23 protein-coding genes and 1 riboswitch are annotated in these 23,335 nt (G+C 41.1%); of the genes, 8 read left to right on the top strand and 15 right to left on the bottom strand.

Features of this window, described 5'->3' with window-relative positions; genetic code table 11:
* On the top strand, nt 1–799 hold a 799-nt coding region (locus tag JI666_RS13315), incomplete at its 5' end, for an IS3 family transposase (RefSeq protein ID WP_206892639.1).
* A gap of 52 nt (nt 800–851) precedes the next feature.
* Here JI666_RS13315 and panF read toward each other — a convergent pair.
* The 5 genes from panF to JI666_RS13340 form a co-directional block, all read right to left on the bottom strand.
* Entirely contained in the window at nt 852–2,318 is a 1,467-nt protein-coding gene (gene panF / locus JI666_RS13320) for a sodium/pantothenate symporter (protein ID WP_206892640.1), read from the bottom strand.
* Complete coding sequence (locus tag JI666_RS13325) at nt 2,315–2,599, bottom strand: YhdT family protein (RefSeq protein WP_206892642.1); 285 nt, start codon at nt 2,597–2,599, stop codon at nt 2,315–2,317. The genes panF and JI666_RS13325 overlap by 4 nt, the downstream gene beginning before the upstream one ends.
* A 261-nt stretch (nt 2,600–2,860) precedes the next feature.
* Entirely contained in the window at nt 2,861–3,280 is a 420-nt protein-coding gene (locus JI666_RS13330; protein ID WP_206892644.1) for a GtrA family protein, read from the bottom strand.
* Entirely contained in the window at nt 3,234–4,220 is a 987-nt protein-coding gene (locus JI666_RS13335) for a glycosyltransferase family 2 protein (RefSeq protein WP_206892646.1), read from the bottom strand. The genes JI666_RS13330 and JI666_RS13335 overlap by 47 nt, the downstream gene beginning before the upstream one ends.
* The gene (locus JI666_RS13340; RefSeq protein WP_206892649.1) at nt 4,207–6,873 is read right to left on the bottom strand and encodes a YfhO family protein; all 2,667 of its coding nucleotides are present in this window, start codon (nt 6,871–6,873) and stop codon (nt 4,207–4,209) included. Before JI666_RS13340 ends, JI666_RS13335 begins: the two co-directional genes overlap by 14 nt.
* A gap of 636 nt (nt 6,874–7,509) precedes the next feature.
* Between JI666_RS13340 and JI666_RS13345 the strand changes: the two genes are divergently transcribed.
* The 3 genes from JI666_RS13345 (at nt 7,510) to JI666_RS21920 (ending at nt 9,162) form a co-directional block, all read left to right on the top strand.
* Nucleotides 7,510–8,529, top strand: coding sequence for a glycosyltransferase (locus tag JI666_RS13345; RefSeq protein WP_206892652.1), 1,020 nt, complete (start codon nt 7,510–7,512; stop codon nt 8,527–8,529).
* A 39-nt stretch (nt 8,530–8,568) separates the two neighbouring features.
* Complete coding sequence (locus JI666_RS21915) at nt 8,569–8,874, top strand: polysaccharide deacetylase family protein (RefSeq protein WP_349769337.1); 306 nt, start codon at nt 8,569–8,571, stop codon at nt 8,872–8,874.
* A gap of 87 nt (nt 8,875–8,961) precedes the next feature.
* Nucleotides 8,962–9,162: a polysaccharide deacetylase family protein gene (locus JI666_RS21920; protein WP_349769338.1), complete on the top strand. Its 201-nt coding sequence runs from the start codon at nt 8,962–8,964 to the stop codon at nt 9,160–9,162.
* 54 nt (nt 9,163–9,216) lie between these two features.
* Here the strand turns inward: JI666_RS21920 and JI666_RS13355 are convergent, their stop codons facing one another.
* The 4 genes from JI666_RS13355 to JI666_RS13370 form a co-directional block, all read right to left on the bottom strand.
* The gene (locus tag JI666_RS13355) at nt 9,217–9,891 is read right to left on the bottom strand and encodes an MgtC/SapB family protein (protein ID WP_206892654.1); all 675 of its coding nucleotides are present in this window, start codon (nt 9,889–9,891) and stop codon (nt 9,217–9,219) included.
* A 198-nt stretch (nt 9,892–10,089) separates the two neighbouring features.
* Entirely contained in the window at nt 10,090–10,764 is a 675-nt protein-coding gene (locus JI666_RS13360; RefSeq protein WP_206892657.1) for an MgtC/SapB family protein, read from the bottom strand.
* Between the two features lie 156 nt (nt 10,765–10,920).
* Nucleotides 10,921–11,067, bottom strand: coding sequence for a hypothetical protein (locus JI666_RS13365; RefSeq protein WP_206892660.1), 147 nt, complete (start codon nt 11,065–11,067; stop codon nt 10,921–10,923).
* Between the two features lie 47 nt (nt 11,068–11,114).
* A complete protein-coding gene (locus tag JI666_RS13370; protein ID WP_206892662.1) occupies nt 11,115–11,453 on the bottom strand; it encodes a hypothetical protein in 339 nt (112 codons plus the stop codon).
* 321 nt (nt 11,454–11,774) lie between these two features.
* Between JI666_RS13370 and asnB the strand changes: the two genes are divergently transcribed.
* From asnB to JI666_RS13385, 3 genes are all read left to right on the top strand, one after another.
* The gene (gene asnB / locus JI666_RS13375; protein ID WP_206892921.1) at nt 11,775–13,595 is read left to right on the top strand and encodes an asparagine synthase (glutamine-hydrolyzing); all 1,821 of its coding nucleotides are present in this window, start codon (nt 11,775–11,777) and stop codon (nt 13,593–13,595) included.
* 305 nt (nt 13,596–13,900) lie between these two features.
* Nucleotides 13,901–15,322, top strand: coding sequence for a peptide MFS transporter (locus JI666_RS13380; protein ID WP_206892664.1), 1,422 nt, complete (start codon nt 13,901–13,903; stop codon nt 15,320–15,322).
* 226 nt (nt 15,323–15,548) lie between these two features.
* Nucleotides 15,549–15,734: a cytochrome c family protein gene (locus JI666_RS13385; protein WP_206892665.1), complete on the top strand. Its 186-nt coding sequence runs from the start codon at nt 15,549–15,551 to the stop codon at nt 15,732–15,734.
* Nucleotides 15,735–15,811: 77 nt separating this feature from the next.
* Here the strand turns inward: JI666_RS13385 and JI666_RS13390 are convergent, their stop codons facing one another.
* The gene (locus JI666_RS13390) at nt 15,812–16,546 is read right to left on the bottom strand and encodes a GntR family transcriptional regulator (protein ID WP_206892666.1); all 735 of its coding nucleotides are present in this window, start codon (nt 16,544–16,546) and stop codon (nt 15,812–15,814) included.
* 241 nt (nt 16,547–16,787) lie between these two features.
* On the opposite strand from JI666_RS13390, the gene JI666_RS13395 reads away from it, so the two are divergent.
* Entirely contained in the window at nt 16,788–17,510 is a 723-nt protein-coding gene (locus tag JI666_RS13395; protein WP_206892667.1) for a coiled-coil domain-containing protein, read from the top strand.
* Between the two features lie 102 nt (nt 17,511–17,612).
* Here the strand turns inward: JI666_RS13395 and JI666_RS13400 are convergent, their stop codons facing one another.
* The 5 genes from JI666_RS13400 to JI666_RS13420 all read right to left on the bottom strand — a co-directional run bounded on the left by JI666_RS13400 (nt 17,613) and on the right by JI666_RS13420 (nt 23,260).
* On the bottom strand, nt 17,613–18,143 hold the full coding sequence (locus JI666_RS13400; protein ID WP_206892668.1) for a chromate transporter: 531 nt from the start codon (nt 18,141–18,143) through the stop codon (nt 17,613–17,615).
* Nucleotides 18,140–18,724: a chromate transporter gene (locus JI666_RS13405; RefSeq protein ID WP_206892670.1), complete on the bottom strand. Its 585-nt coding sequence runs from the start codon at nt 18,722–18,724 to the stop codon at nt 18,140–18,142. The genes JI666_RS13400 and JI666_RS13405 overlap by 4 nt, the downstream gene beginning before the upstream one ends.
* A 35-nt stretch (nt 18,725–18,759) precedes the next feature.
* The gene (locus tag JI666_RS13410) at nt 18,760–20,370 is read right to left on the bottom strand and encodes a gamma-glutamyltransferase family protein (protein WP_206892672.1); all 1,611 of its coding nucleotides are present in this window, start codon (nt 20,368–20,370) and stop codon (nt 18,760–18,762) included.
* 138 nt (nt 20,371–20,508) lie between these two features.
* Nucleotides 20,509–21,636 (bottom strand): GGDEF domain-containing protein, encoded by a 1,128-nt coding sequence (locus JI666_RS13415; protein ID WP_206892674.1) that lies wholly within the window; start codon nt 21,634–21,636, stop codon nt 20,509–20,511.
* Nucleotides 21,637–21,817: 181 nt separating this feature from the next.
* Nucleotides 21,818–21,906, bottom strand: a riboswitch (cyclic di-GMP riboswitch).
* A 238-nt stretch (nt 21,907–22,144) separates the two neighbouring features.
* Nucleotides 22,145–23,260 carry an NAD(P)/FAD-dependent oxidoreductase gene (locus JI666_RS13420; protein WP_206892677.1) on the bottom strand — a complete coding sequence of 372 codons (1,116 nt, stop codon included), beginning with the start codon at nt 23,258–23,260 and terminating at the stop codon, nt 22,145–22,147.
* Between the last annotated feature and the right edge of the window lie 75 nt (nt 23,261–23,335).

Here is a 23,335-nt window from a genome sequence, read left to right on the forward strand (position 1 = left end):
TGGTTACTACGCTTCTTTGAAGCGACCGAAAAAGGTCGCCGACGATTCGGATAAAACACTTCTCACTCGTATTAAACGGATTTATGCCATTCGTCGTGGCACGTATGGTGCCAAGCGCATTGCCAAACATATGAAAACAAGAGGTAAAGGTAGAATCGTGAATCATAAGAAAGTGGCTCGTTTAATGCGTGAAGCTAATCTGAAGGCCACCGTCCGTCAAAAGAAGGCTACGAAACAAGTGAAGGCCCTAGCAGGGGGATACGTTTATGAAAACCTATTAAAACGCCAGTTTGAGGCGCTGCATCCAAATCAAAAATGGGTAACGGACATGACAGAACTGGTCATTGAGGAGAAGAAATGGTATATCTCAACGATCATGGACCTTTTTAATCGCGAAATCATTGCTTTTCAATTAAGTGATAGCCCAAACCAGGATTTAATTGAAGCGACATTGAAGGAAGCGCAAAAGAAACGAAAACTCAAAAGCTTAACAGGCATTCTTCTTCATAGTGATCAGGGCAGTGTTTATCGTTCTTTACGTTACAATCAATTAAGTGAAAAGCTTGGATTCACTCCAAGTATGTCTCGTAAGGCCAACTGTTGGGATAATGCCGTTATAGAGAGCTTTTTCTCTCAACTTAAAGTGGAATTCCCATGTTTCTACCCCATTATTAGTGGTGTCACGTTTCGAAAAAACAGCTTATCTTATATTCGTTATTACAACACAAAGCGAATCCAACAAAAACTTGGATTCGCTTCACCGTCAGCGTTCTATAAAAACTATAAAAAAGCGAGTTAAAATTTCGGATTTTGACTGTGTCCATATTTAGGGGGCTTGACCACAGGCACCATCACACCTTCCACAACCTCAAAAGCACCGCTTCCTGCACTACCGCATGCTTTCTACCCGTCATTAAGCTCACGCTCACATAACTCAAAAACGAAAGTACGACCGGCAACACAACCGTATGCATTCCAAACGCATTCGGCATAAACGTATTAAATCCGATATAACTCCCAACTCCTACTAGAATCGATGCCATCGCACCGCTCGCGTTACCTTTCTTCCAATAAAGCCCCATCACAACAGGCCAGATAAACGCGGCTTCTAATCCCCCGAATGAGAAGAGATTCAACCAGATTAAGAGCTCTGGTGGATTCACTGCCATCGCAAAAACAAGTACGCCAAGTACAGTTGTTACTCCGATGCTAAATCGCTTGATCGTTTGATCACTCGCATCAGGTTTCACATAATTCAAGTAAATATCTTTCACAACGGCTGAACTTACAAGCAATAACAGAGAATCCACTGTCGACATAATTGCAGCCATTGGTGCCGCAAGTACGATCCCAGCGAGCCAAGCAGGCAATACTTCCATCGCGAGCTTTGGCATGACGGTATCCCCGACTTCAATCCCAGGTAGCACCGCTCTTCCGAACACGCCAGTTAAATGCATACCAAGCATGATTACACCAACAACAATCGTTCCGATAATAAGCGCGCGGTGCATACCTTTAGAGCTTTTATAAGACATTGCACGAACAGCAACCTGAGGCAGTCCAACAACCCCTACACCAACTAGAATCCAGAACGAGGAAACATACAGCGGTGTGAGCGATTGGTCGGCACCAAATGGTGAGATTAACCCTGGATTCTCCGCACCAAGAGTAGAAACAATATTCCCGACCCCACCTCCTGCTATCACTGTTCCTCCAAGAATCACAAGCGTTCCAACTAACATGACCACGCCTTGCACGGTATCTGTAATCGCAACTGCGCGGAAACCGCCAATGATTACATAAACGAGCACTGATACGGCAAAAATGAACAGCGCACCGATATACGATAACCCTGTTAACGACTCAATCAGCCTCGCACCGCCAATCCATTGCGCTGCCATTGCTGAGAAAAGAAAGATAATAATGCTAAGCGCTGATAAAAACACAACGCCTTTGCTTTCATAGCGTGCCTTTAAGAAATCAATTAGCGTCACCGCACGTATTCTCCGAGCCATGATCGCAAACTTTTTACCAAGAACGGATAGAACAAAATAACCGGTCGCAAGCTGCGTCATCGAGAGCAACACCCAGCCTAGCCCCATCGTATAAGCAACGCCAGGACCACCTATAAAACTACTTGCACTTCCGTATGTTGAAATCATCGTCATCGCTAGAATGAACCCGCCAAGCTGACGACTCCCTAGAAAATATTCCTGCAAAAAGTTCGATGTGGATTTCAAATGGGTTGAGGCATAAAAACCAATTACGAAGATGGAAACAAGAAAAAGAATGAGCGGAATTACAACCTCCCAATTCATTCGTCACCCTCCTCATCGAACGGCACTTCTTTAAACAAGAAGACAACCGCTAAAATAACGAGCGAAATCACGATCACCGTGCCAAGGATGCAACTATAAAAAAACCACGCTGGCAGTCCCCATACATAGCTGTATTCATCAACTGGCTTGGAACCGATCCCATAAGCGAATCCGTACCAGAGTATAAAATTTATAATAACAAGTCCAACGCCCAGTAAAGCTTCCCTGTTCGCCACGCGATACCTTGGGTCATCCTCAGGCGTTTTATCGTGCTGCTTCATGCTTTTCCTCCTTAGAACAAAATCTCATTCTATTATAACCAGTAGATTAACCCTAATCATAACGATCCGTTTCCGACATTTATTCTATCAGTTTTTCCTATAGTGTCTACGTTGATTAATCAAACGTTTGTTTAAATAGATTTGCCTGCTGATTAAAGAACGATAAACAAGTCCATCCCCTAACTAGGTATTAAACTTTTTTCGCACACTCCTTATATACAAAAAACCTGAGCTCTTATACTACAAGAACTCAGACACTTTTTATTGATTCACTTCCGTACTTTTAGGCTCTATAATGAATTTCGTTAATGTGAATGTAATCAGAACTGTAATTGGTAAGAAAAGAAAAGGAGCTAGCTCTTCTCTTATTCCAAGTAATTCAACACACACATAAATGGCTACTAGATTTATTAAGAATTGCACAACATACACCAGCGGAAATTGCAGGAATTTCTTAATGGACACAGTGCTTTTGTAAACGAAGAACGTGTTTAGAAAATACGAGCCTATCATGCTCAGTCCATAAGCGATAATGTAAGACGGCATGTACGAAAGACTTAATAGAAGCAGGATATAATAGATTAAATAGAAATTAATCGTGTTCATTACCCCTACTATCCCAAAACGTATGAATTTAGTATTTGCTTTCTGAATGAACCCTTTTACTGTAAGCTTCCTCACTTGGTTGATACTCCTCTATAATATAAATTGGTCTTTTCTTAACCTCAATAAAGACCCGGGCAAGGTATTCACCCATAATGCCTAACGAAATTAATATAACTCCGCTTAGAAATAGAATAAGTGTCACAAGGGTCGGAAATCCTGCTACAGAACTACCGTTCACAATTGTATCGATAATAATATAGATCATGTAAATGAATGAAATAGATGAAACAATCATACCCATGTAGCTTGAAAACCTTAAAGGCGCAAACGAGAAAGATGTAATGGCATCAATGGAATAATGCCCTAGTTTCTTAAGACTCCACTTCGATTCTCCCTCAAGTCGTTCTCCCTGTTCGAACGTAACTTCCGTACTGTTGAAACCAATCCACTTAAACAACCCTTTTGAAAAGCGATTATATTCATTTAGGTCCAGTAAGGCATTAACTGCTTTCCTGCTCAACAGAATAAAGTCTTTATCCCCTGTGCGAAACTGTATGCCGTCGCCTGCTATATTGTTAATGACGTTATAAAACGAACTTGATAGCTTTTTACGCAAATAATTTTGCCCTTTCCGGTCCACAGCCCTTGTAAAAACAACATCATAATCCTGTTCAAACTTATTTAGCATTTCAACAAGAACATGTGGTGGGTGTTCAAGGTCAGCATCCATAACAACAACAGCATCGCCTCTAGCATAATCCAGGCCAGCTTTCACTGCATTTTCCTTACCAAAATTTCGACTGAAATTGATAATTCCAATTCGATCGTCTTTCTCTTTCAAATCTTTCAGTACCTCTAAAGTCCGATCACTGCTTCCATCATTTACGAAGATGAGTTCAAAGGTATAGAGTGTCTCATCTAATCTTTTTTTAATTTCTTTATAGTATGGAACTAGTCCATTCCCTTCATTGAAGGCAGGTGCAACAATTGATATAAGATTACTACTGCGTTCCATTCGTTCTCATCCCACTTTCCGTTGAAGATACTACCTCACTATCATCAAATCGATTCTTCTTCTTCCTTCTGCTCAGGATAGAATAAGCTACAAAAAGCAGCAACGAGAAGATCGAGATACCTAACCCTTGATAAAACCACGGTGAAACATAATTCAATTCGACAGTATGAGTTCCTTTTTTCACTGGTACTCCTACAAAACCATTACTTAGCGAGTAGACAGGCACGTCCTTTTGATCAACTTGAGCTTTCCAACCTGCATCGTAAGGAATGGCGAAGAACATCATCTGATCATTCTGAAGAGATAGTGAACCTGTAACGGTATTGTTGGTCACCTCTACGTCTTCTAAAGCATTCTCTTGTAATTCATTCAGACGGTCTACATAGTACTCTTCATCCAGAACATAAATCGATACATCCTTTAATTGATAGCTGTTATCTGCTGTGAAACGTAGGGTAATGTCATCTAATTGATCATGAGAGTACAGACTAAGAGCCACGTTTTCCTGTGGACGGTACACCCGATGACTGCGATCAAGTGCTTTTTTCCATAATCCGTTTTCATCGGTCACGACCATGGAATTACTTATTCTCTTATTCTCTCTTTCTTGCGTATACGTCAGAAAATACTCGCCACTTTTATTCAAATTCACCGGTAGTTGAATCTGGCCATCTTCATGAACGGTAATTATGGCTTCTGTATCATTTACACGATTAACATCAACATTTGTAAATTCCATCTCATCAATCGGAATTGACTTTTTGCTATAGTGCAAATCTTCCTGGCTTGCTTTTTCTAAATCAATTGGTAGTTTACTTGCTTCCTCTTTCGAAAGTCCTACTCCAGCGAGAAGGGATTGATCTTTAAGAGGAGCTGCAAGAGACTGGAATTCATCCTCAGCAAAATACGTTTGATAACCAACCGCCATCGGCAAAACATACTTGTTCTCATAGATTTTAACGTCCTCGACTTGTTTAAGGAATTGATATCCAAAAGGAACAAAGTTGTCATCTTCCTTCACAAGGTAGTATTTCGTATTAAAGAGAGCCTCAAGTGATAAGCGATTATCAAAGCCTACCGGCTGATTAAACATCGCTCCAAACATGCGAACTTGATGTTCTTCTAGTAATTTCAGATATCCCGGATTCGCTAATGAATGATACGTACTTAATCCCTTATATCCCTGAATCAATTGATCATTCGAAGAGAAAGAAGTGTAATTCTTCGTTACTCGGTAGAAACTTGAGTCTTGCTTTTCTATGTAATTAATCGCTTCTGTTGTATGATCAGCGAAATATTCTCCCTCTGTAAAGAAAGTGTCGGTAGAATAGTCCATTGTATCTCGATACTCTACACCATTCAGTATTAAATTCACGCTAATTACCAAAAGCAGCAGTAGTTTAATAATAAGCCCATGCTTCATGTATGGATATAGGACAAGAAGAACGAGAATGATAGCTCCAAAGATGAGCTGTTCACTTAGTGTTTGTTCATAATGGAATGAAAAATATCCTAATAGAACGAACACCACCAGTGCTAATAGACTATTTCCAATATGTAAATCTTTGACCTTATCCAAAACGACCCCAGTCATATACAGAAAAAGAGCAATTAGAATAAAGTACCATCTATCGGTCTCATAGGAAAAACCATTCAACATCGAATAAAAGAAAGGCATCATTACGAGTAGACAAGATACTATAATAAGAAAGAAATGGACTAGTTTACTTCTAATTGTGGACTTCATGATCACTAATTGAGGAATTAAAATGAGTGCCATAAACGTAACACCAAAGGTTCGTCCGTCTAACATTCCAAGAAATATCCTCTTCAATTTATCCACATTATAGAATTGGAAAAAGTCAGGCACGCCCCCTCCCATACGGATATTGCTAAACACCGCATAAGCTGCAGGCAAAAAGATAAAACACGCCATGCCAAGTCCAATTAGATAGGATAGACTAAGCGCCCCAAGCTGTTTAAAGAAACTTTTGAAACTAATTTCAGATTGAAGAAAATATTTATACAAAAAGTAGAGAGCCACAAGAATACTTGCCATATAGAAGAAATAGTAGTTTGTAACGGCTAGTGTAAAGACAGTCACTATAAACAACGACCATTTCTTTTTCGTAAGCCCTCGATCAATCCCTAATAGCAGTAGCGGAATGAAAACATAAATACTCCCCCAGAAGAGATATCTTAAATTAAAGAAAATCATCCAACCACTAAAGGTGAAAATTAATGAAGTTATTAATGAAGGAAAATACTTGATTTGATTGCCCCTCATAAACAGATACCAGAAGTACCCAGACAAAACAAATTTCAATAATGTCATTATGTAAAAGTAAGCCGGAAAGGAGTTTTGAGGAAATAGTAAGGACAAATAAAAAAACGGGTCCCCTGTCATATAATAGGCATTAGATCCCCAAAAGTTAGCTCCAACTCCCGATTCCCAAGACCAAAAGGGAAATTCAGAAGAGCTATACAATAAGTGATGATAATATTCGTAAAGCGGTAAAATTTGATCTAGCGTATCTCCAATCCTAAGAATGCTATGTTCTCCGAAAAGAAACGGATTAAATAATACCACTAGGAGAATTAGAATTAATCCAATAACGGATCCGTGTTGATATAGTTTTAATTTGGTAGACAATAGGTTCCTCCTGTTAAATTATAGAATTCAATGTTTAATACTACATGAACGACTTACCAGGAAAAAGGTTTATTTGTAAATTTTATACTTTATTAACAAAAAATTTACTGAAATAAAACATTCTAAACTATTTGATGACAAACTCTACTTTCGGCATGCCAACAAAAAGGCACCCCGATAATGGAGCGCCTTTGACATATTCCTCTATGTTGTTTGATGATAGAATGGCGCAGAGACTACAATAATCAACAACTTATAGTGGACCTTTGCTACCATATCAAGTTAAACAAACGTTTATTTAACCTATCTATGCCTTTCGATACGCTCTCCGCTCTGCATATGAAACACACTTATAACAAACCGGCTTACGATTCCCCTCATCATCTAAATAATAGTGAGCGCGCGTTGGCTTCTTCTTACAAATCATACACTTCTCCAAACCCATTAACTTTCTAAAAAAGCCCTTCATATTTTGTAACACTCCCTATCTTTAGTAAACTAATATACAGTACTATCCTATTTGCCAACCGTTCCTTCAGTATAAACGCCACACTAATACTCGGACAAAGTATGACAAGTTATGACAAATATCGGGTGGTGCCTGTCACCGCCCGAATGACCAAAGGATGAGCATTCATGAAAGTGATCCTTGCAACTCCTTTCTATAACCAGCTTCGAGGCAATACAATTACAGTGCGACGTATTGCAGAAGGATTAATTGATGCCGGAATAGAAACGGAAGTAATTTCAATAACAGAACAGATTGATAACATGCATTCCTTAAAGGATGCTGATCTAATACATGGATTCAATGCTTATCGTTTTTATCAGTTTATGAAAACAGTGAGCACTCCGATCACAAATTTTACAATTACGCTAACCGGAACTGATCTCAATCATGATTTAAAGAACATAGACCGTAAACAGGATGTGATTACTTGTTTGAAGGACGCGCTTGCCATTCATGTTTTTGATGTAAAGGCACAAGAGCGTGTACTCGAGCTCTTACCTGAACTGAAGAGCAAGCTTTATGTCATTGCTCAAGGAACAACCGCCTTCAACAAGCGAACTACCTTTCAGAATGATCAGCAAAACAGAATTATTTTTCTACTACCAGCAGGGATTCGTAAAGTTAAAAACATCCCCTTCGCTATCAAAGCTCTTCAACAACTGCGACAGACCCACCCACAGGTACACTTGAAAATAGTTGGCCCGATTATCGAAAGAGAAGAAGGCGAATATGTTCAGCAATTAGTCTCAGAGAACAAAGAATGGGCAGCGTACGACGGGGTCATTCCTCACAAAGAAATGCAATCGTTGTATAACAATGGAGATGTAGTAATTAATACATCTCACAGTGAAGGCCAATCATCTGCCGTTCTCGAAGCAATGGGGCATGGTCTACCTGTCCTCGTTTCTTCAAATAAAGGAAACAAAAGTATTGTGACACACGACAAGACAGGTTTCGTTTATGACGGAATGGAGAACTTCCAGAACCTTGCCCGCTCTTTAATTGAAGATGTTTCCTTACGACAAGAACTAGGGCAGAATGCAGCGGAATACGTGGAAAGCCACCATTCATCGAACGTGGAGATAAAAGCGATCATTAACATGTACGAAGAAAGCCTAACGTTAAATAGCTTAGGGGGAGAATAAATGTTAAAAAGCCCATGAATTGTTGACCAAACAAGGGTCGTGTACGACTCTATCGATAAAGAAGTCATTACAAAAGGTGAAAAAGGCGCACACAAAACAGTCATTTTATCCTTCGATGATGGTCCTGCCCGCGCCCTTCCTGCACTACTTGATATCTTGAAAAAAGAAAACGTTCGCGCCATGTTTTTCTGGCAATCACGCTTACTTTTCGGGGAAAGACCGTGGAAAAGAGTGATGGATGAAGGACATATTATTGGAACCCATTCGTGCAAGCATCCTAACTTAACAAATCTCAGTTATGATCAACAGCTTAGGGAACTTTCACACAGCAAGCAAAAAATCTAGGATATCACCAGGGCTCCGGTCACTTACTTCCGCCCACCATTTGGTCAGTACAATTCGGAAACCATTAAAGCTGCACAGGAACTGGATTTGACTACCGTCATGTGGCGAATTAGTTCAATGGACTGGGAACTCTCTAACAATGTAGAGCAAATTGTTGAAAACGTAGTTTCAAATCTTGAAGATGGTGCCATTATTTTACTTCATGAATTAAACCAAACCATACAGGTTCTCCCTACTATAATAGAAGAAATTCGAGCACAGGGATATGAATTTGCAGTGCTTCCATAACAAAACAAAAAGGAGATAGTGGAATATTCCACCATCTCCTTTTTAACTATGAAATCAGCCTTCTACTTCAATTTCATTGACGCCCTCAACGTGTCTGAGAAGCTGGTAGATATCTGTTGTTTCATTCTCTTCAAATGTCATTAATTTAAGCTCCACTTGCGGATTCTTATCTTTCGTATCTCGAACCCGAACATGACGGATTTCAAAATCATGCTCCACTATGGCTTTCATAAACTCAGTCACATCTACGTTTTTCTTAAGCGTAATCTTAGCCCTCATCTCACGCTGTCTTAATGCTTTCGGACCGATTCGTTTAATAATCCAAGGAAGAATATTCACGCTAAAAAGAATCAATCCAGCTCCTACGAATGCTTCATAATAAAACCCTGCACCTGCAGCAATTCCAAGACCTGAGGCTCCCCAGATAATAGCTGCTGTCGTTAACCCTGATATCGCATCGTTGTTCCTTCTGAGAATAACGCCCGCTCCGATGAAACCGATTCCTGAAACAATTTGGGCCGCTAGTCGCATCGGATCGGTTCGTATATTCATTGATAGTTCCGCGAATTTTTGAGCAGATTCAATCGAAACAATTGTTAACAAGCAACTGCTGACCGCAATAACAATACAGGTTTTTAATCCAAGTGGCTTATGCTTTAACTCCCTCTCAATACCTATCATTAAACCGAGCAAAGCAGAAATACATAATTTAATTAGTACAACAACCATCGCTCGTCAACTCCAACGTCTAAATCAGACTAATAGTCTCCTCATTAGTACTCTATTCAGATGAAGTTAACATTAGAAGGAGTCCACACCCCAGAATCTCCATACGACATAACCCGCCAACATTCGAGCTAAACCGGGTTAAACCGGGTGGTGCCTGTCACCCGCGACACGCGACTCGCGCAACTCACCCTCCTGCAATTATCCTTCTACCTCCACGAACGTAGCCCCTTCTATCTCTCGCAGTTGTTGATATATACTCGTAGTATAGTTCTTTTCAAACGTTAATAATCGAAGATCCACCTGATGATCCTTCTCCTTTGTATCGCGAACACGCACATGTTTGATCTCAAAGTCAGCAGCCTGTATCGTACTCATGAAAGCAGTAATATCCGTGCCTTTTCGAAGCGTAATTTTCGCTCTCATCTCCCGCTGCCTCAGTTGGCTTGGACCAATTTTTTTAATAATGAAGGGAAGAATGTTCACGCTGAACAGGATTAACGCTACTCCGACAAACGCTTCGAAGAAGAATCCAGCACCTGCAGCAATACCAAGTCCAGAAGCTCCCCAAATAATAGCTGCTGTCGTTAATCCAGAAATCGCATCGTTATTACGTCTTAAGATAACCCCTGCACCGATAAAACCAATTCCGGACACGACCTGTGCTGCAAGACGCATCGGATCGGTTCTTATATTCGGAGAGATTTCGGAGAAAGTCTCTGCAGATTCGATCGAAACAATTGTTAATAAGCAGCTACTAACTGCGATTACCATGCACGTTTTTAAACCAAGAGGTTTATGTTTAAGCTCTCTTTCAATCCCAATCATTAGCCCTAAACAAGCTGATATACAAAGCTTTGCGATAACAACAATCATAGTCCCCCACCCTCACTTCACAACCTATTTTTCTTTTATTTTACCAAAAATATCATGATCATTCGAAAGAGGGTTGCTAATTATAGCTTACGAACAACAAAAAAATGGTCGAAGGAAGCAACGGCATCCTTCGACCATCATTAAAACTGCTTATATTTACTTCATATACATCATCAGAGTGTGCACAAAATGCTGTCCGGTAAACTCTGCTGAGAATAAGATCATCCCCCAAAACGGTAGGACAAGCATACAAATCCAACCAAAACATTCAACTGTATTCTTCCAATATGATGATTTATCCACCGCATTCTCCACCTCACTATTATGATTAAAAGGTATAATGCCCGCTATTAAAGTCTTGGATGTGAGAAGTAACTGGAATGAAAAGTAAATACATTTAAAAAGCCATGTGCATCAGGATGAATCTCAATCGGAGGAAGCTTCCGTGTCAGAAAAGGAGAGGATATAACAAGCATTTCAGCTTGGATGTATGGAGTAGAAGGGCCGATGATCTTTTGTTTTTCTATTATGATCGATATAGATTGAGGGATAATTTTCGCGTCAGGAAGATAGGCGAACTCAGTGATTTGCGCCTGATAAGTCTTGGGATATTGAAATTGATGCAATTGTTGTGCTGGATAAATGAACACGAGAAATCCAAACAAAACGACGACTAAAAGATGCTTCATCTTCGCCCCTCCCCCTATAACCCTTATCATGTTTTCATCATTCTAGCACCGCTTCTATATAAAAGTCTATCTGCTACAAAAGTTTTTCTATCGCGCTTTTCGACAAATAGCGAGCTCATTCGGGTGGTGACAGGCACCATCCACTTTCTTCCAATATTGTGTAAAGCACAAGACTATTCAGCTACTTCTTTACCAATAATTCAATTTACTTCCAATTTTACAGGATCTTTCACATGTTGACCGTACCAAATTGGAGGAATACGATTGAAAAGTACTTTTACTAAAGTGCTGATGCAAACTACTCAGAAAGAAGGAATTGTTATGTGTGGCATTACAGGTTGGATTAATTGGTCCGGAGATCTTTCGAATGAGCGTGAAACGCTTAAAGGAATGGCAGATTCCATTGCCCATCGTGGACCAGATGCAGAAGGCTTCTGGCTATCAGAACAAGCGGCGCTTGCTCATCGACGTCTAATCGTCATTGACCCTCGAGGCGGAAAACAGCCAATGGTTTCTCCAGATCAACAACTTGTTCTTACGTATAACGGGGAACTCTATAACTATCGAGAATTAAAACAAGAGCTTCAAGAGAAAGGACATGTGTTCACGTCCAACTCTGACACAGAGGTTGTCCTCCATGCTTACATGGAATGGAAAGAAAAGTGTGTAACCAGGTTCAACGGCATTTTCGCTTTTGCCATCTGGGATCAAGAAGAGCAGCAACTCTTCCTAGGACGCGACCATTTAGGCGTCAAACCACTTTTCTATTCTAAACAGGGCAACTCTTTTTTATATGGATCAGAAATCAAAGCGATTCTTGCACACCCATCTGTTAAGCCAAAAGTAGATCGCACTGGGCTGGCTGAAATCTTTGGTATGGGACCAATGAGAACACCTGGTCAGGCTATTTTTCAGGGTATGGAGGAAGTTCGTCCAGGACATTATCTTATCGCAACGGCTGATAAAATTGAAGAACATCGCTACTGGAGCTTAGAATCTAAGGCACATACAGAAAGCGTGGACGCAACGACTGAAAAGATTCGTGATTTACTTACGGATACGGTGCAACGACAGTTAATTTCAGATATGCCAATCGTTTCTATGCTTTCAGGTGGTCTTGACTCAAGCGGTCTAACAAGTCTCGCTGCCAAAGAGCTACAGGAATCTGATAAAACACTTGAAACGTATTCCATCGACTTCGATCAAAACGAAGCTCACTTTAAAAAGGACTTCCTTCGCCATGACATGGACGAGCCCTGGGTGCGTCGCGTATCTGAAGACGTCGGAACAAACCATCACTCAATTACGTTCGGAGCGGATCAGCTTCTATCCAATCTTCTTGAACCGATGAGAGGAAGAGACTTACCAGGTGTCGGCGAAATTGAGACGTCCCTCTATCTTCTTTTCACTGAAATGAAAAAGGACGCGACCGTCGCCCTCTCTGGCGAATCTGCAGATGAAGTATTTTCAGGATACCCATGGTTCCATCAGGAAGAATACTTGAACGCACAAGTCTTCCCATGGCTCATTAACTTAGGAGGAATTTCATCGATTCTTTCTGAAGAAGCAAAAGAAATGATTCAACCTGAGCAATACCAGAAACAGCGCTTTGCAGAAGCTTATAAAGAAATTCCTTTCCTTGAAGGAGAGAGTGAATTCGAAGCGAAACAACGCCAAATGTCTTACTTCTTCATTACACGCTTCCTTCCTTTCATGCTTGACCGCAAAGACCGCGCTAGTATGAAAACAGGTTTTGAAGTACGCGTTCCATTCTGTGATTATCGCATTGTGGAATATCTTTGGAACGTACCAATTGATTATAAAAACGTGGATAACATTGAAAAGGGAATTTTACGTCGTGCATTAAAAGGAACACTTCCAGAAGATGTGCTCTATCGTAAGAAAAGCGCGTATCCGAGCGACAAAGATCCAGCTTACCTTGAAGGTGTTCGTACCTGGATGCTTGAGATTCTGGACAAACCAGACTCCCCGATCCTTCCTCTTATTAATACAGAGAAAGTACGTGCCATTGCATTAAATCAAGCTGGCGATTTAAATACTGATCAAGCAAAAGGACTACTCGACTACTTAATTCAAGTCAACGCATGGCTTGATGAATATGATATCGAACTCGTTAGTTAATAAGTGCAACAGGGAGAATGACCTAGGTCATTCTCCCTGTTTTTAGTATTTGGATCGTAACAATTGTAAGCGCTTTAAACAAATAAATTCATTGGCGAATTGAAAACAAGAGGCAGTTACACCACTGTTCTGCAGCGGCTTGAACACGTGAAATTCGTGCATTCTAACATATCTAGAGCTGTAATAACTCTGTAATTTTTATAAATTTACAAACATTTTAAAAAGATAAACATTTTCTTCACATCTTTAAATTGACAAATAATTTGCTAAAATGGAGAAGTTCTTTAAAAATTGGAGGTTAAATTATGGATACCACCATTCAGGGAAAACCAGCGAAAAACGGGAAGATGAAACACCCTCCTGGTTTGTACCTTTTGTTTATCACAGAAATGTGGGAACGCTATAGCTATTATGGTATGCGTTCAATTCTAATCCTTTACTTAACAGCTGAATTATTCAGCGGTGGACTCGGTATGGACCAGGGTTCAGCTCTAGAATTATACGGTCTATACGTAGGATTAGTCTACTTCACACCATTAATTGGGGGATATCTCACCGATAAATTTATCGGTTTGCGCACCGCTATTACAATTGGTGGTATCACTATGGCCATTGGTGACTTCACGCTATTTGCAATTCAAGAAACTTGGGGACTTTATACGGGGCTACTGTTGCTTATTATTGGTAACGGATTTTTCAAACCGAATATCTCGACTCTGGTTGGTGAACTTTATAGCAAAAACGATAAGCGTAAAGATTCAGCGTTTACGATTTTCTATATGGGAATTAACTTAGGAGGATTGATCTCTCCATTAATTGCAGGATTGTTGTATGCAAATATCTTCTATTCAAATACTGGTGGAGTTGAAGTTTTCGGCTTCAAATATGCATTTTTAGCATCTTCAATGGGTATGATTATCGGTCAAATTACGTTTAATTTACTATCTAAGAAATATCTTGGGGACATTGGAAGAAAACCTACAAGTTCACGTGTTAAACCTAGCCTTGAAGAAAAAGCAAAACCATTAACAAAAGTTGAGAAAAAACGTACAGTAGCTATATTTATTCTTGCCCTCTTTACAATTGTTTTCTGGACTGGTTTTGAACAAGCAGGAGCATCATTTACACTTTATACTCGTGATTTTATAGACAGAACAATTTTTGGATATGAAGTGCCCGTTTCATTCTTCCAGTCACTAAATCCATTATTTATTCTACTTTTGGCTCCATTCATATCTGCATTATGGATTAAATTATCCAAAACAAAACGGGGCGATTTTTCTGTTCCTACCAAAATGGCATTCGGTCTAATCCTATTAGGACTAGGATTTATGGTAATGATTCCTGCTGTAATGATGACAAGTAGTGGACCAGAAGATACAGTAGTTAAAGCCAGCATGATGTTCATGATCGTAACCTATTTCCTAAACACACTTGGCGAGCTAGCACTATCACCAATTGGACTATCTGCTGTCAGCAAAATCTCTCCTATCAAAATTGCTTCTTTACTGATGGGTATGTGGTTCTTAAGTAACGCAGTAGCAAACTACTTGGCTGGTCAAGTAGCAGCACTTACAACATCAGCAGGGTATCTAGAAATATTCATCTACCTTGGTATAGCGGCAATTTTCTTTGGAATTGTATTATTGCTTCTATCTAAAAAGATTCAAAAGTTGATGCATCTAGACGAATTTGAGGAGAATGATAACACTAAACAAGTAATCTAATCCTTTTATAAAATTTTTCATAAAAATGCTACTGGCTATAGACTAGTAGCATTTTCTTTTATCTCCTTCAACAAAGTTATGCTATGCGGCTATACATTTTCACCTTAATATCAATATTAGCTTTTATACATAAACAAATAATTATTTTGATATATTATATTAGTATAAGTAATTATTTACTATAATAAGGAATTTATGTTAAATTAAAGAAGTGGAGGTGAGATAAATGAAGAAAAAACTTACTGCGTTTTTACTAGCTGGTACCCTTGTAACTGGAGTTACTTCCGCTCCAGCATCCGCGGCTAGTCCTGATGTGATTGATGGTGGTGCAGGCTATTCTATTGGCTGTGCAATATGGAATTACTTTTCAGACAATGATATTTGTGTGAGAGATCCATACTTTGGTCAATAATCATTTAACGAAGTACAATTCTGGCATTACTACATACAAAGCGGTTCCCTTCACTCTCAAAGGGAACCGCTTTTTCTCTATCTCTCCAACTCAATACTATAGTGATACTGATCACTTCGGTATTTCGTTTTCGTATATTCAATTGGATGATCATTAAGCCCACGGCTCAGCCTTGTCATCTCTAAAAGCGCTTCTCCCGGACGAATTCCTAGCGAATCAGCCTCATGAATTGTCGCGTTGATCGCTGTAATACGTTCGTTCGCTTTCTTCAAATAATAATTATGTTGCTCAAGTACTTCATAATACTTCGCTTGATTTAAGTCACATTGAATGAGGATGTCACCAATCTCTTTAGGCCAACACGTTCGCTCGAGCGCAATCGGCACTTCATCAGCGAAACGAATTCGCTCTACTAATAGGATTGGTTCACCTTCAGTGACTTTCAGCATATCGTTTTCATGATACAGATCCTCACGAAATTCCGCACGAAGGAGCTTCGAATGAGGCGTTTGCCCACGCTCCACGACTTCCTCAGCAAATCCTCTCAGCTTTCCAAGATTCCCAATCAAGTTCTGCGCTTTTACAACCGTCCCGCGCCCCTGTTTCTTCTCTAAAAGACCGTTCTGAACGAGGATCGTAATAGCCTGTCTAATCGTCGTCCGACTCACATCAAACTCTTTAATCAGCTCCTGCTCAGTCGGTATCAACGTATTCGGCTTCCATGCCCCTGTTTGGATTCGTTTAATCAATACATCTTTTATTTGTAGATATAGGGCTTCACCTTTATTATGATTCAGTTTATTCGATGACATATAAGCCACTCCTTTAAGTGAGTCAAGAACAACGCGCTTCATACATCCATTATACCGAAAAGTTGCCTCACTTTATACGATAACGCCTCCCCCAAAACAAGAACATACATTCGACATAAATCGGGTGGTGCCTGTCACCACCCGATTTTTCTTCCACTCTCTCCTATCAAGTGCTAAACCACAACACCCAGCAATATAAATAAGTTGATAGCTTAATCAGACATGTTCGGGGGAGTCTAACATGAAAAAACGACTGATCTTAACCCTCTCCATTACAGGAGGAATCGCAGCCATAATTGTCAGTGTCTTAATCGGCGTTCTAATTGGCAATGCAGATCTTGAAGACAACTACACCGAGCAACTTAAGAAGATCAAATCAGATATCACTATTGCAGAGGCGAAAGTGAAAGACGAGGAAAGCAAACTACTATCCATTAAGGAGCATACAGCTGCTGCTGAAGAACAACAAAGTTCTGAGAATGAAAAGCTAGAAAAACTACAAGCAGAAGTAGACGAAGTAGAGAAATTGATTGATGAAAAAGACGCAATCACAAAAGAGAATGACTCTCTTCAAGAAGATAAGGATAAGAGCAAAAAAGAACTCAACAAATTAAGTAATAAAGTGAAAGAAAAAAAGACTCGTGTAAGTGAACTAGATGACATGATTAAAGCAAAGGAAAAAGAGCTTGAGAAACTCGAAAAAACCATCATACGTAAAAGCGAAGAACCGATCGAACTCACTGCCGGCCAGTATGTTGTTGGGACAGATGTTCCAGAAGGACGTTACCAGGTAACGAATAAGGGCGACGGCACAAACTTCTTTGTTTATGACTCAAGCGGAATGCCGACTGTAAATACAATACTAGGAGAAGGTATGGTCGGAACTGGAGACTATGTCTTCTTCACCAACACAGGTGACATGATCGAAACGCTCGGGCCCGTTAAGTTAATTCCAGTAGAATAAGAGAAAAAGAGCTCCCGCCGCTAGACATAGCCGCAGGAGCTCTTTCATTTCGACACAATATGAGCTAATTCGGGTGGTGACAGGCACCCGCGAACCGCGAATTTACCCCAAAAACACCGCACCATACGCAAGCGATCCAACAATTACAAACGCCGGATGGACCTTCAATTTCTCCATCAACACGTAACTTGCGAGAATCAGAAAGATCGTTTGATACAATCCAGCTCCCTCATAGGAGCTAGTAAAAAACTGAAACGCCATCACGCCAAGTAGAATGGCGATCGTCGGACGGATGAGCGCGGTCATCTTCTTAACCTTCGGGGAGTTCTTAAACTTATTAAGCAAGCTCAACAGCACAATCATCAGAATCAACGACGGTGCCACCGTAGCAAACACGCCAACAAACGCTCCTAGAACCCCACCCTGCTGAAATCCAATATACCCCGCCATTTTCGTTGCAATCGGACCCGGGAGCGCATTCGCCATCGCGAGCATTTCACTGAATTCATTCACACTCATCCAGCCAAATCGACCAACCACTTCATTCTCAACAAGAGGAATAGAAGCAGGCCCACCGCCGTATCCAACGATCCCTGGGATGAAGAAGGCAACAAAGATGTCCCAATAGATCATGACGACTGCTCCTCCTTCACCTGATTATCTTCCCCATCATGCCTTTTCCCCCGTGAAGGTTTCAATAACGCATAAAGCAACAAACAAGCGATCACAATCCCTGGATGAACCCCAGCTAATTCAATCAACGCATAGGATGCAACAGTTAACGCAATTGTTAAAACCCAGCCTAAATTCCCCTGGGCTTTTCGAAAGAAATCGTACGTTAACACCGCAAGCATGACGCCAACAACCGGAACCACCGCTTGTGTCATCCCCTGCACCCACGGCTTCTCACGAAATGTGGACAGAAAGGTTAAGAGGAAAATCATGATCCCAATCGTTGGTACAATCGTCGCTAGCACAGCGTTGAACATACCGGTTACCCCTGCCACACGATGCCCAATATACCCCGCCATTTTCGTCGCAATCGGTCCCGGCAAAGAGTTACCTAACGCCAAAATATCAGCAAATTCATCGTCATCAAGCCATTTATATTTTTCAACTACTTCTTTATGAACAAGTGGAATGGAAGACGGTCCACCACCATATCCAAGCATTCCCACCCTGAAAAAGGCGAGAAATAGATGCCACTGTTGCATGAGACACCACCTTTCACATTCTCGCGTCGACGAACTTAATAAGCAGCAATTGTTCCATCTGTTCGGGATTCCGTACCTCCAAACAGTGTACCAGATTGCTGATCACGCCAGATAATTTGACCTCTCCCAAACGCGCCTTTTTCCAATTGGACTTCGATCTGATGTCCTTTACGACTTAGCGCTTCTGCAAGATAAGGTGGGAATGTCGACTCCACCCATACTCTCTTCCCCTCTACCCATTGCCATCTCGGGGCATCTAGTGCCGCCTGTGGATTTAAGTTAAAATCAATCATGTTTGTGATCACTTGTAAATGACCTTGAGGTTGCATAAAGCCACCCATCACCCCAAATGGCCCAACCGCTTCACCGTTTTTACTAAGGAATCCTGGAATAATCGTGTGATACGTCCGTTTGCCACCTGCAAGAGCGTTATCATGCTCCGGGTCCATAGAGAAATTATGCCCTCGGTTTTGTAGCGCGATCCCAGTCCCCGGAACAACGAGCCCTGAGCCAAATCCCATGTAGTTACTCTGAATAAAAGAAACCATATTCCCTTCCGCATCAGCCGTAGCTAAATACACCGTCCCGCCTTTTGGAGGCTGACCTGGCGACGGCATAAGAGCTTCGTCCCCAATTAACGCCCGACGACTGTCGCCATAAGAAGCTGACAGCAAATCATCAACTGCAACTGACATTTCCTCATGATCTGTTATGTATTTCTGCCCATCGGCAAATGCGAGTTTCATTGATTCAATATGCTTATGATACGTTTCAGCCGACTCTTTATAATCGAACTGGAACCCTTTTAAAATATTTAGTGCAGAAAGCGCAATAAGTCCCTGTCCGTTCGGTGGAATTTCCCAAACGTCATACCCTCGATACGACACAGAAATCGGGTCGACCCATTCAGGCTGAAAAGAAGCAAGATCCTCATCCGTCAGATAGCCATTGTATTTAGCTGAAAAAGCAGCTATTTTCTCAGCAATGGCACCTTGATAAAACGCCTTTCCATCCGTATCACCGATCTCCCTTAACGTATTCGCATGACCTTTTGAGCGCCAGATCTCTCCTACTTCGGGTGCGCGCCCTTCTGGAGCAAACGTTTCAAACCAGTGAGTGAATTCCTCATCCGTTAACACTTCCTTAAACTGAGCATGAGCACTTTGCCAGAACTTACTGAGAATTGGCGATACCGGAAACCCTTCTTCAGCATAATGAATCGCTGGTTCTAACGTCTCTCTGAATGAAAGCTTCCCAAACCGTCGCGATAACTCTGCCCATGAAGCAGGCACACCAGGAACGGTAACAGGAATCCATCCGAACTTTGGAATGTCATCGTATCCGCGTTCTTTCAGTGAATCAATGGAAATCGATTTAGGCGACGGTCCACTTCCGTTCAACCCATGCAATTGCCCCTTTGTCCAAACAAGGGCAAACGCATCACCACCAATGCCATTTGAAGTAGGTTCTACAACAGTCAGCACAGCCGCCGTTGCGATCGCAGCATCAATGGCATTTCCACCATTTTTCAAAATATCTAAGCCAGCCTGTGCCGCTAACGGCTGCGACGTCGCAACCATCCCTTTATTCGCAACCGTTGTCATTCGTTGTGAAGCATATGGGTAATGCAAGTAATCAGTTGTCATAAGGAAGCCCCTTTCGTTTTCACAAAATTCCATTAATAAAACTATACCATAGCTTCCATCTCACCAATAAAACTATCTTTCTTGTATGACTATAGATAAACGTAAAAAAGCGCTCCTCCAAAACGAAGCAGCACTTTCCTATCTACTAATCAATTCAGTCGTCCTTTCAATCCTTGGAGAATAAGCAACAACATTGTTCCTCATCTTTTTCGCTTCATAAAGGGCCGTATCTGCCGTTTTTATCAATTGTTCTTTTGAATCAACCATCTCTGGATAGCTCGAAACTCCAACTGATACAGTGATACACTCCATTGGCATACGGTCTGTTCCATAGAAGGCCTTTTCCGAAACAGCTCGTCGAATTTTTTCAGAGAGCGATAAAGCCTTCACTTCGCTGTAACCCTGAAGAAGAATCGCAAACTCTTCCCCACCGTATCGAAATACATTCGCATCTTTGGGTGATTTTTCAAGAAGAAGCGTCGAGATTTCTTTCAACAACTGATCTCCCTCAGGATGGCCGAACTGATCATTATAAATTTTAAAGAAATCTAAATCTATTAACAAAAGCGACACGGCTTCACTTGATTCTAGCACTTCCTCAATCTTTTGCTGAAAGTAACGATGATTATAGAGATTCGTTAATCCATCCTTAATCGATAGTATCTTGAATTCATGATACAGTGAATAATAGGTTCGATAGGATAATCCAAGACTCCAGAGGATGATGACAAAGAGAACAATTCCCATAATTTCACCTTGCTCAATCACCTTTGTAACAAGCGTTGCAAATACCATTAAATTAAAGTAAACAATCGTAGCTTTAACATCAATAGTTAGAAACGACTTTGTACTAATATACATAAAAATTGTAACGAAAAAGAAATTCATCATTTGATAGCATACAATATAAAGTGTATACGATAAAACGTTATTCAGACTAAGCGTGCCAATTATGCCCCCTGCAAGCTGATAGACTTGTAGAGCGAGATAAGCAGAAAGCGCGTACTGAGCACCATTAAATAAAATTGGCTTCCACGACGATGGCTTCAAACATACGAGAATGTTGCTAGAGCTCACTAATACGCATGCAGTTGGAAAGAAACCGTATAGCACACTGGACGTAAAAAGAAGCGGTGAAACGAGCGATAATTCTTCACCACTTGGAAGAGAGATCGGACGCCATTCAAACCAAACAGCTACCAATCCTATAACCGATATAACGATGAACTCTTCTCGACTCAAGGGGCGAATATGTAAGAATGTCAAACTGACAAAGGCTCCAAGGCAACAGTACAAATAAATCCTCAACATCATTTTTTGCTTCATTGTCATTGCTACTGAATTCCTTTCAGAACGATAGAGTAAGAGCCCGTTATGATCTTCGAGTTCGCTCACTAAAAACGGAAAAATGCTACTCCAAATGGAATAGCATGACATCTCTTCGCTATTCGGCAACCTGGCAATCATAGCAACTAACGTTACTTTAGACCCACGGCTTTGTGTCCTTACCTTTCGATAAGTTTACCTTTTTGTTAATGGATTACGCTTCTAGCTGGTAAATCTATTTTCGAAAAAATTTGGTTCTTTATACCTATAGAGACATGTTATGGTATTTTTTACTATTAGGCAAGAAGATTCCTTCGACATTTATAATGGATTTCTACATTTTGTGACATTTCAGATGGAATAGGACGATCCGCTTCACTGCCTAATACTTAAAAAGTGCATCTACCACAAAGGTTAGATGCACTTCTATCTTCAAATGCTACAAACATTAACTAAACGCACTCCCAGGATCATACTCTCCTAAATCTAGCTCTGTCCGTTCCCCAAGCACCAGTCGAGCAAGTTCCGCTCCTAGAAATGGCCCGCTTGTTAACCCAGATGCCCCAAGGCCATTCGCTACAAATAGCCCTTTCACATTAGGTACATGTCCAGCCATCGGCACGTTACCAGGCGTGAACGGACGAAAACCAACTTTCGTCTCAACATACGTGCTACTCTCCAAACCTGGTGCAACCTTCAATGCTCGCTCAATAATATGATTCACGCCACCCATCGTGACCCGTAAATCAAATCCAGCTTCGTCCTCCTGCGTCGCACCAACAACAATTTTCCCATCTTCAAACGGTAGGAAATATTGAATAAATGGAGGCATCACAATTGGCCATTTTCCTGTATCGGTTTCTGGAAGCTCCAGATGAACAATTTGTGCTTTTTGAGGTGAAACAAGAAAATTCATGCCTAGCGGCTCTAGTAACGCTTTCGACCATGCTCCTCCGGTAACGATAACCTGCTCCGACTGATACGCTTCTCCATCTACAATCGCACCTTTTACGCTTGAACCATCCATATCAAGTGAGGCATCGCCGTGTAAAACCTTTGCACCATGTTTTTCGGCGCCCCGAACCAATGCATTTCTTAATGCCGCTCCGTTCACCCGAGCTGCACCGCTTAAATGCACCGCACCATAGCGATCGGATAATGGAGGAAATAACGCATTCGTTTCAACAGGTGACAGGCGAGACACCTCTCCCATTTCAGGTGTATCTTTCCTTCGCTCCATCGCAAGCTTCAACTTCTTTTCAAGCTTCGTCTCACCGGAATAGATATTGATTGCTCCAACTTGCGCATAACCAGTTTCTTCTTCACCATCTTTTCGTAGCTCTTCTATTAATGATGGATAATAGCGCGCTCCCGCTTCCACCATTCGATAAAATGGCCCACCGCGACGGTTTGTAAGCCATGGACACACAATACCAGCCGCTGCCTCAGTCGCCTGCCCGGCATCTTTCCGATCGACGAGCATCACATCCGCTCCCTGCTTTGCCAGATGGTAGGCAGTGGATGCACCAAGAATGCCAGCTCCTATTACAATAATTGACTTCATACGTTGCACCTTTTCTTCGTTTGTCTGTTACGTCATTTTACAAGATAACGGCAACGGACTCAATGTTGCCTCCGT

This window comes from Bacillus sp. NTK071 (assembly GCF_017303315.1).
In the GTDB taxonomy this organism is placed as follows: Bacteria; Bacillota; Bacilli; order Bacillales; family Guptibacillaceae; genus Guptibacillus.

Bases quoted from the DNA above. Each gene is read 5' to 3' on its own strand.
- panF (WP_206892640.1), bottom strand. From the start codon at position 2,318: ATGAATTGGGAGGTTGTAATTCCGCTCATTCTTTTTCTTGTTTCCATC.
- JI666_RS13325 (WP_206892642.1), bottom strand. From the start codon at position 2,599: ATGAAGCAGCACGATAAAACGCCTGAGGATGACCCAAGGTATCGCGTG.
- JI666_RS13335 (WP_206892646.1), bottom strand. From the start codon at position 4,220: ATGGAACGCAGTAGTAATCTTATATCAATTGTTGCACCTGCCTTCAAT.
- JI666_RS13345 (WP_206892652.1), top strand. From the start codon at position 7,510: ATGAAAGTGATCCTTGCAACTCCTTTCTATAACCAGCTTCGAGGCAAT.
- JI666_RS13355 (WP_206892654.1), bottom strand. From the start codon at position 9,891: ATGGTTGTTGTACTAATTAAATTATGTATTTCTGCTTTGCTCGGTTTA.
- JI666_RS13360 (WP_206892657.1), bottom strand. From the start codon at position 10,764: ATGATTGTTGTTATCGCAAAGCTTTGTATATCAGCTTGTTTAGGGCTA.
- JI666_RS13370 (WP_206892662.1), bottom strand. From the start codon at position 11,453: ATGAAGCATCTTTTAGTCGTCGTTTTGTTTGGATTTCTCGTGTTCATT.
- asnB (WP_206892921.1), top strand. From the start codon at position 11,775: ATGTGTGGCATTACAGGTTGGATTAATTGGTCCGGAGATCTTTCGAAT.
- JI666_RS13380 (WP_206892664.1), top strand. From the start codon at position 13,901: ATGGATACCACCATTCAGGGAAAACCAGCGAAAAACGGGAAGATGAAA.
- JI666_RS13385 (WP_206892665.1), top strand. From the start codon at position 15,549: ATGAAGAAAAAACTTACTGCGTTTTTACTAGCTGGTACCCTTGTAACT.
- JI666_RS13390 (WP_206892666.1), bottom strand. From the start codon at position 16,546: ATGTCATCGAATAAACTGAATCATAATAAAGGTGAAGCCCTATATCTA.
- JI666_RS13395 (WP_206892667.1), top strand. From the start codon at position 16,788: ATGAAAAAACGACTGATCTTAACCCTCTCCATTACAGGAGGAATCGCA.
- JI666_RS13400 (WP_206892668.1), bottom strand. From the start codon at position 18,143: ATGATCTATTGGGACATCTTTGTTGCCTTCTTCATCCCAGGGATCGTT.
- JI666_RS13405 (WP_206892670.1), bottom strand. From the start codon at position 18,724: ATGCAACAGTGGCATCTATTTCTCGCCTTTTTCAGGGTGGGAATGCTT.
- JI666_RS13410 (WP_206892672.1), bottom strand. From the start codon at position 20,370: ATGACAACTGATTACTTGCATTACCCATATGCTTCACAACGAATGACA.
- JI666_RS13420 (WP_206892677.1), bottom strand. From the start codon at position 23,260: ATGAAGTCAATTATTGTAATAGGAGCTGGCATTCTTGGTGCATCCACT.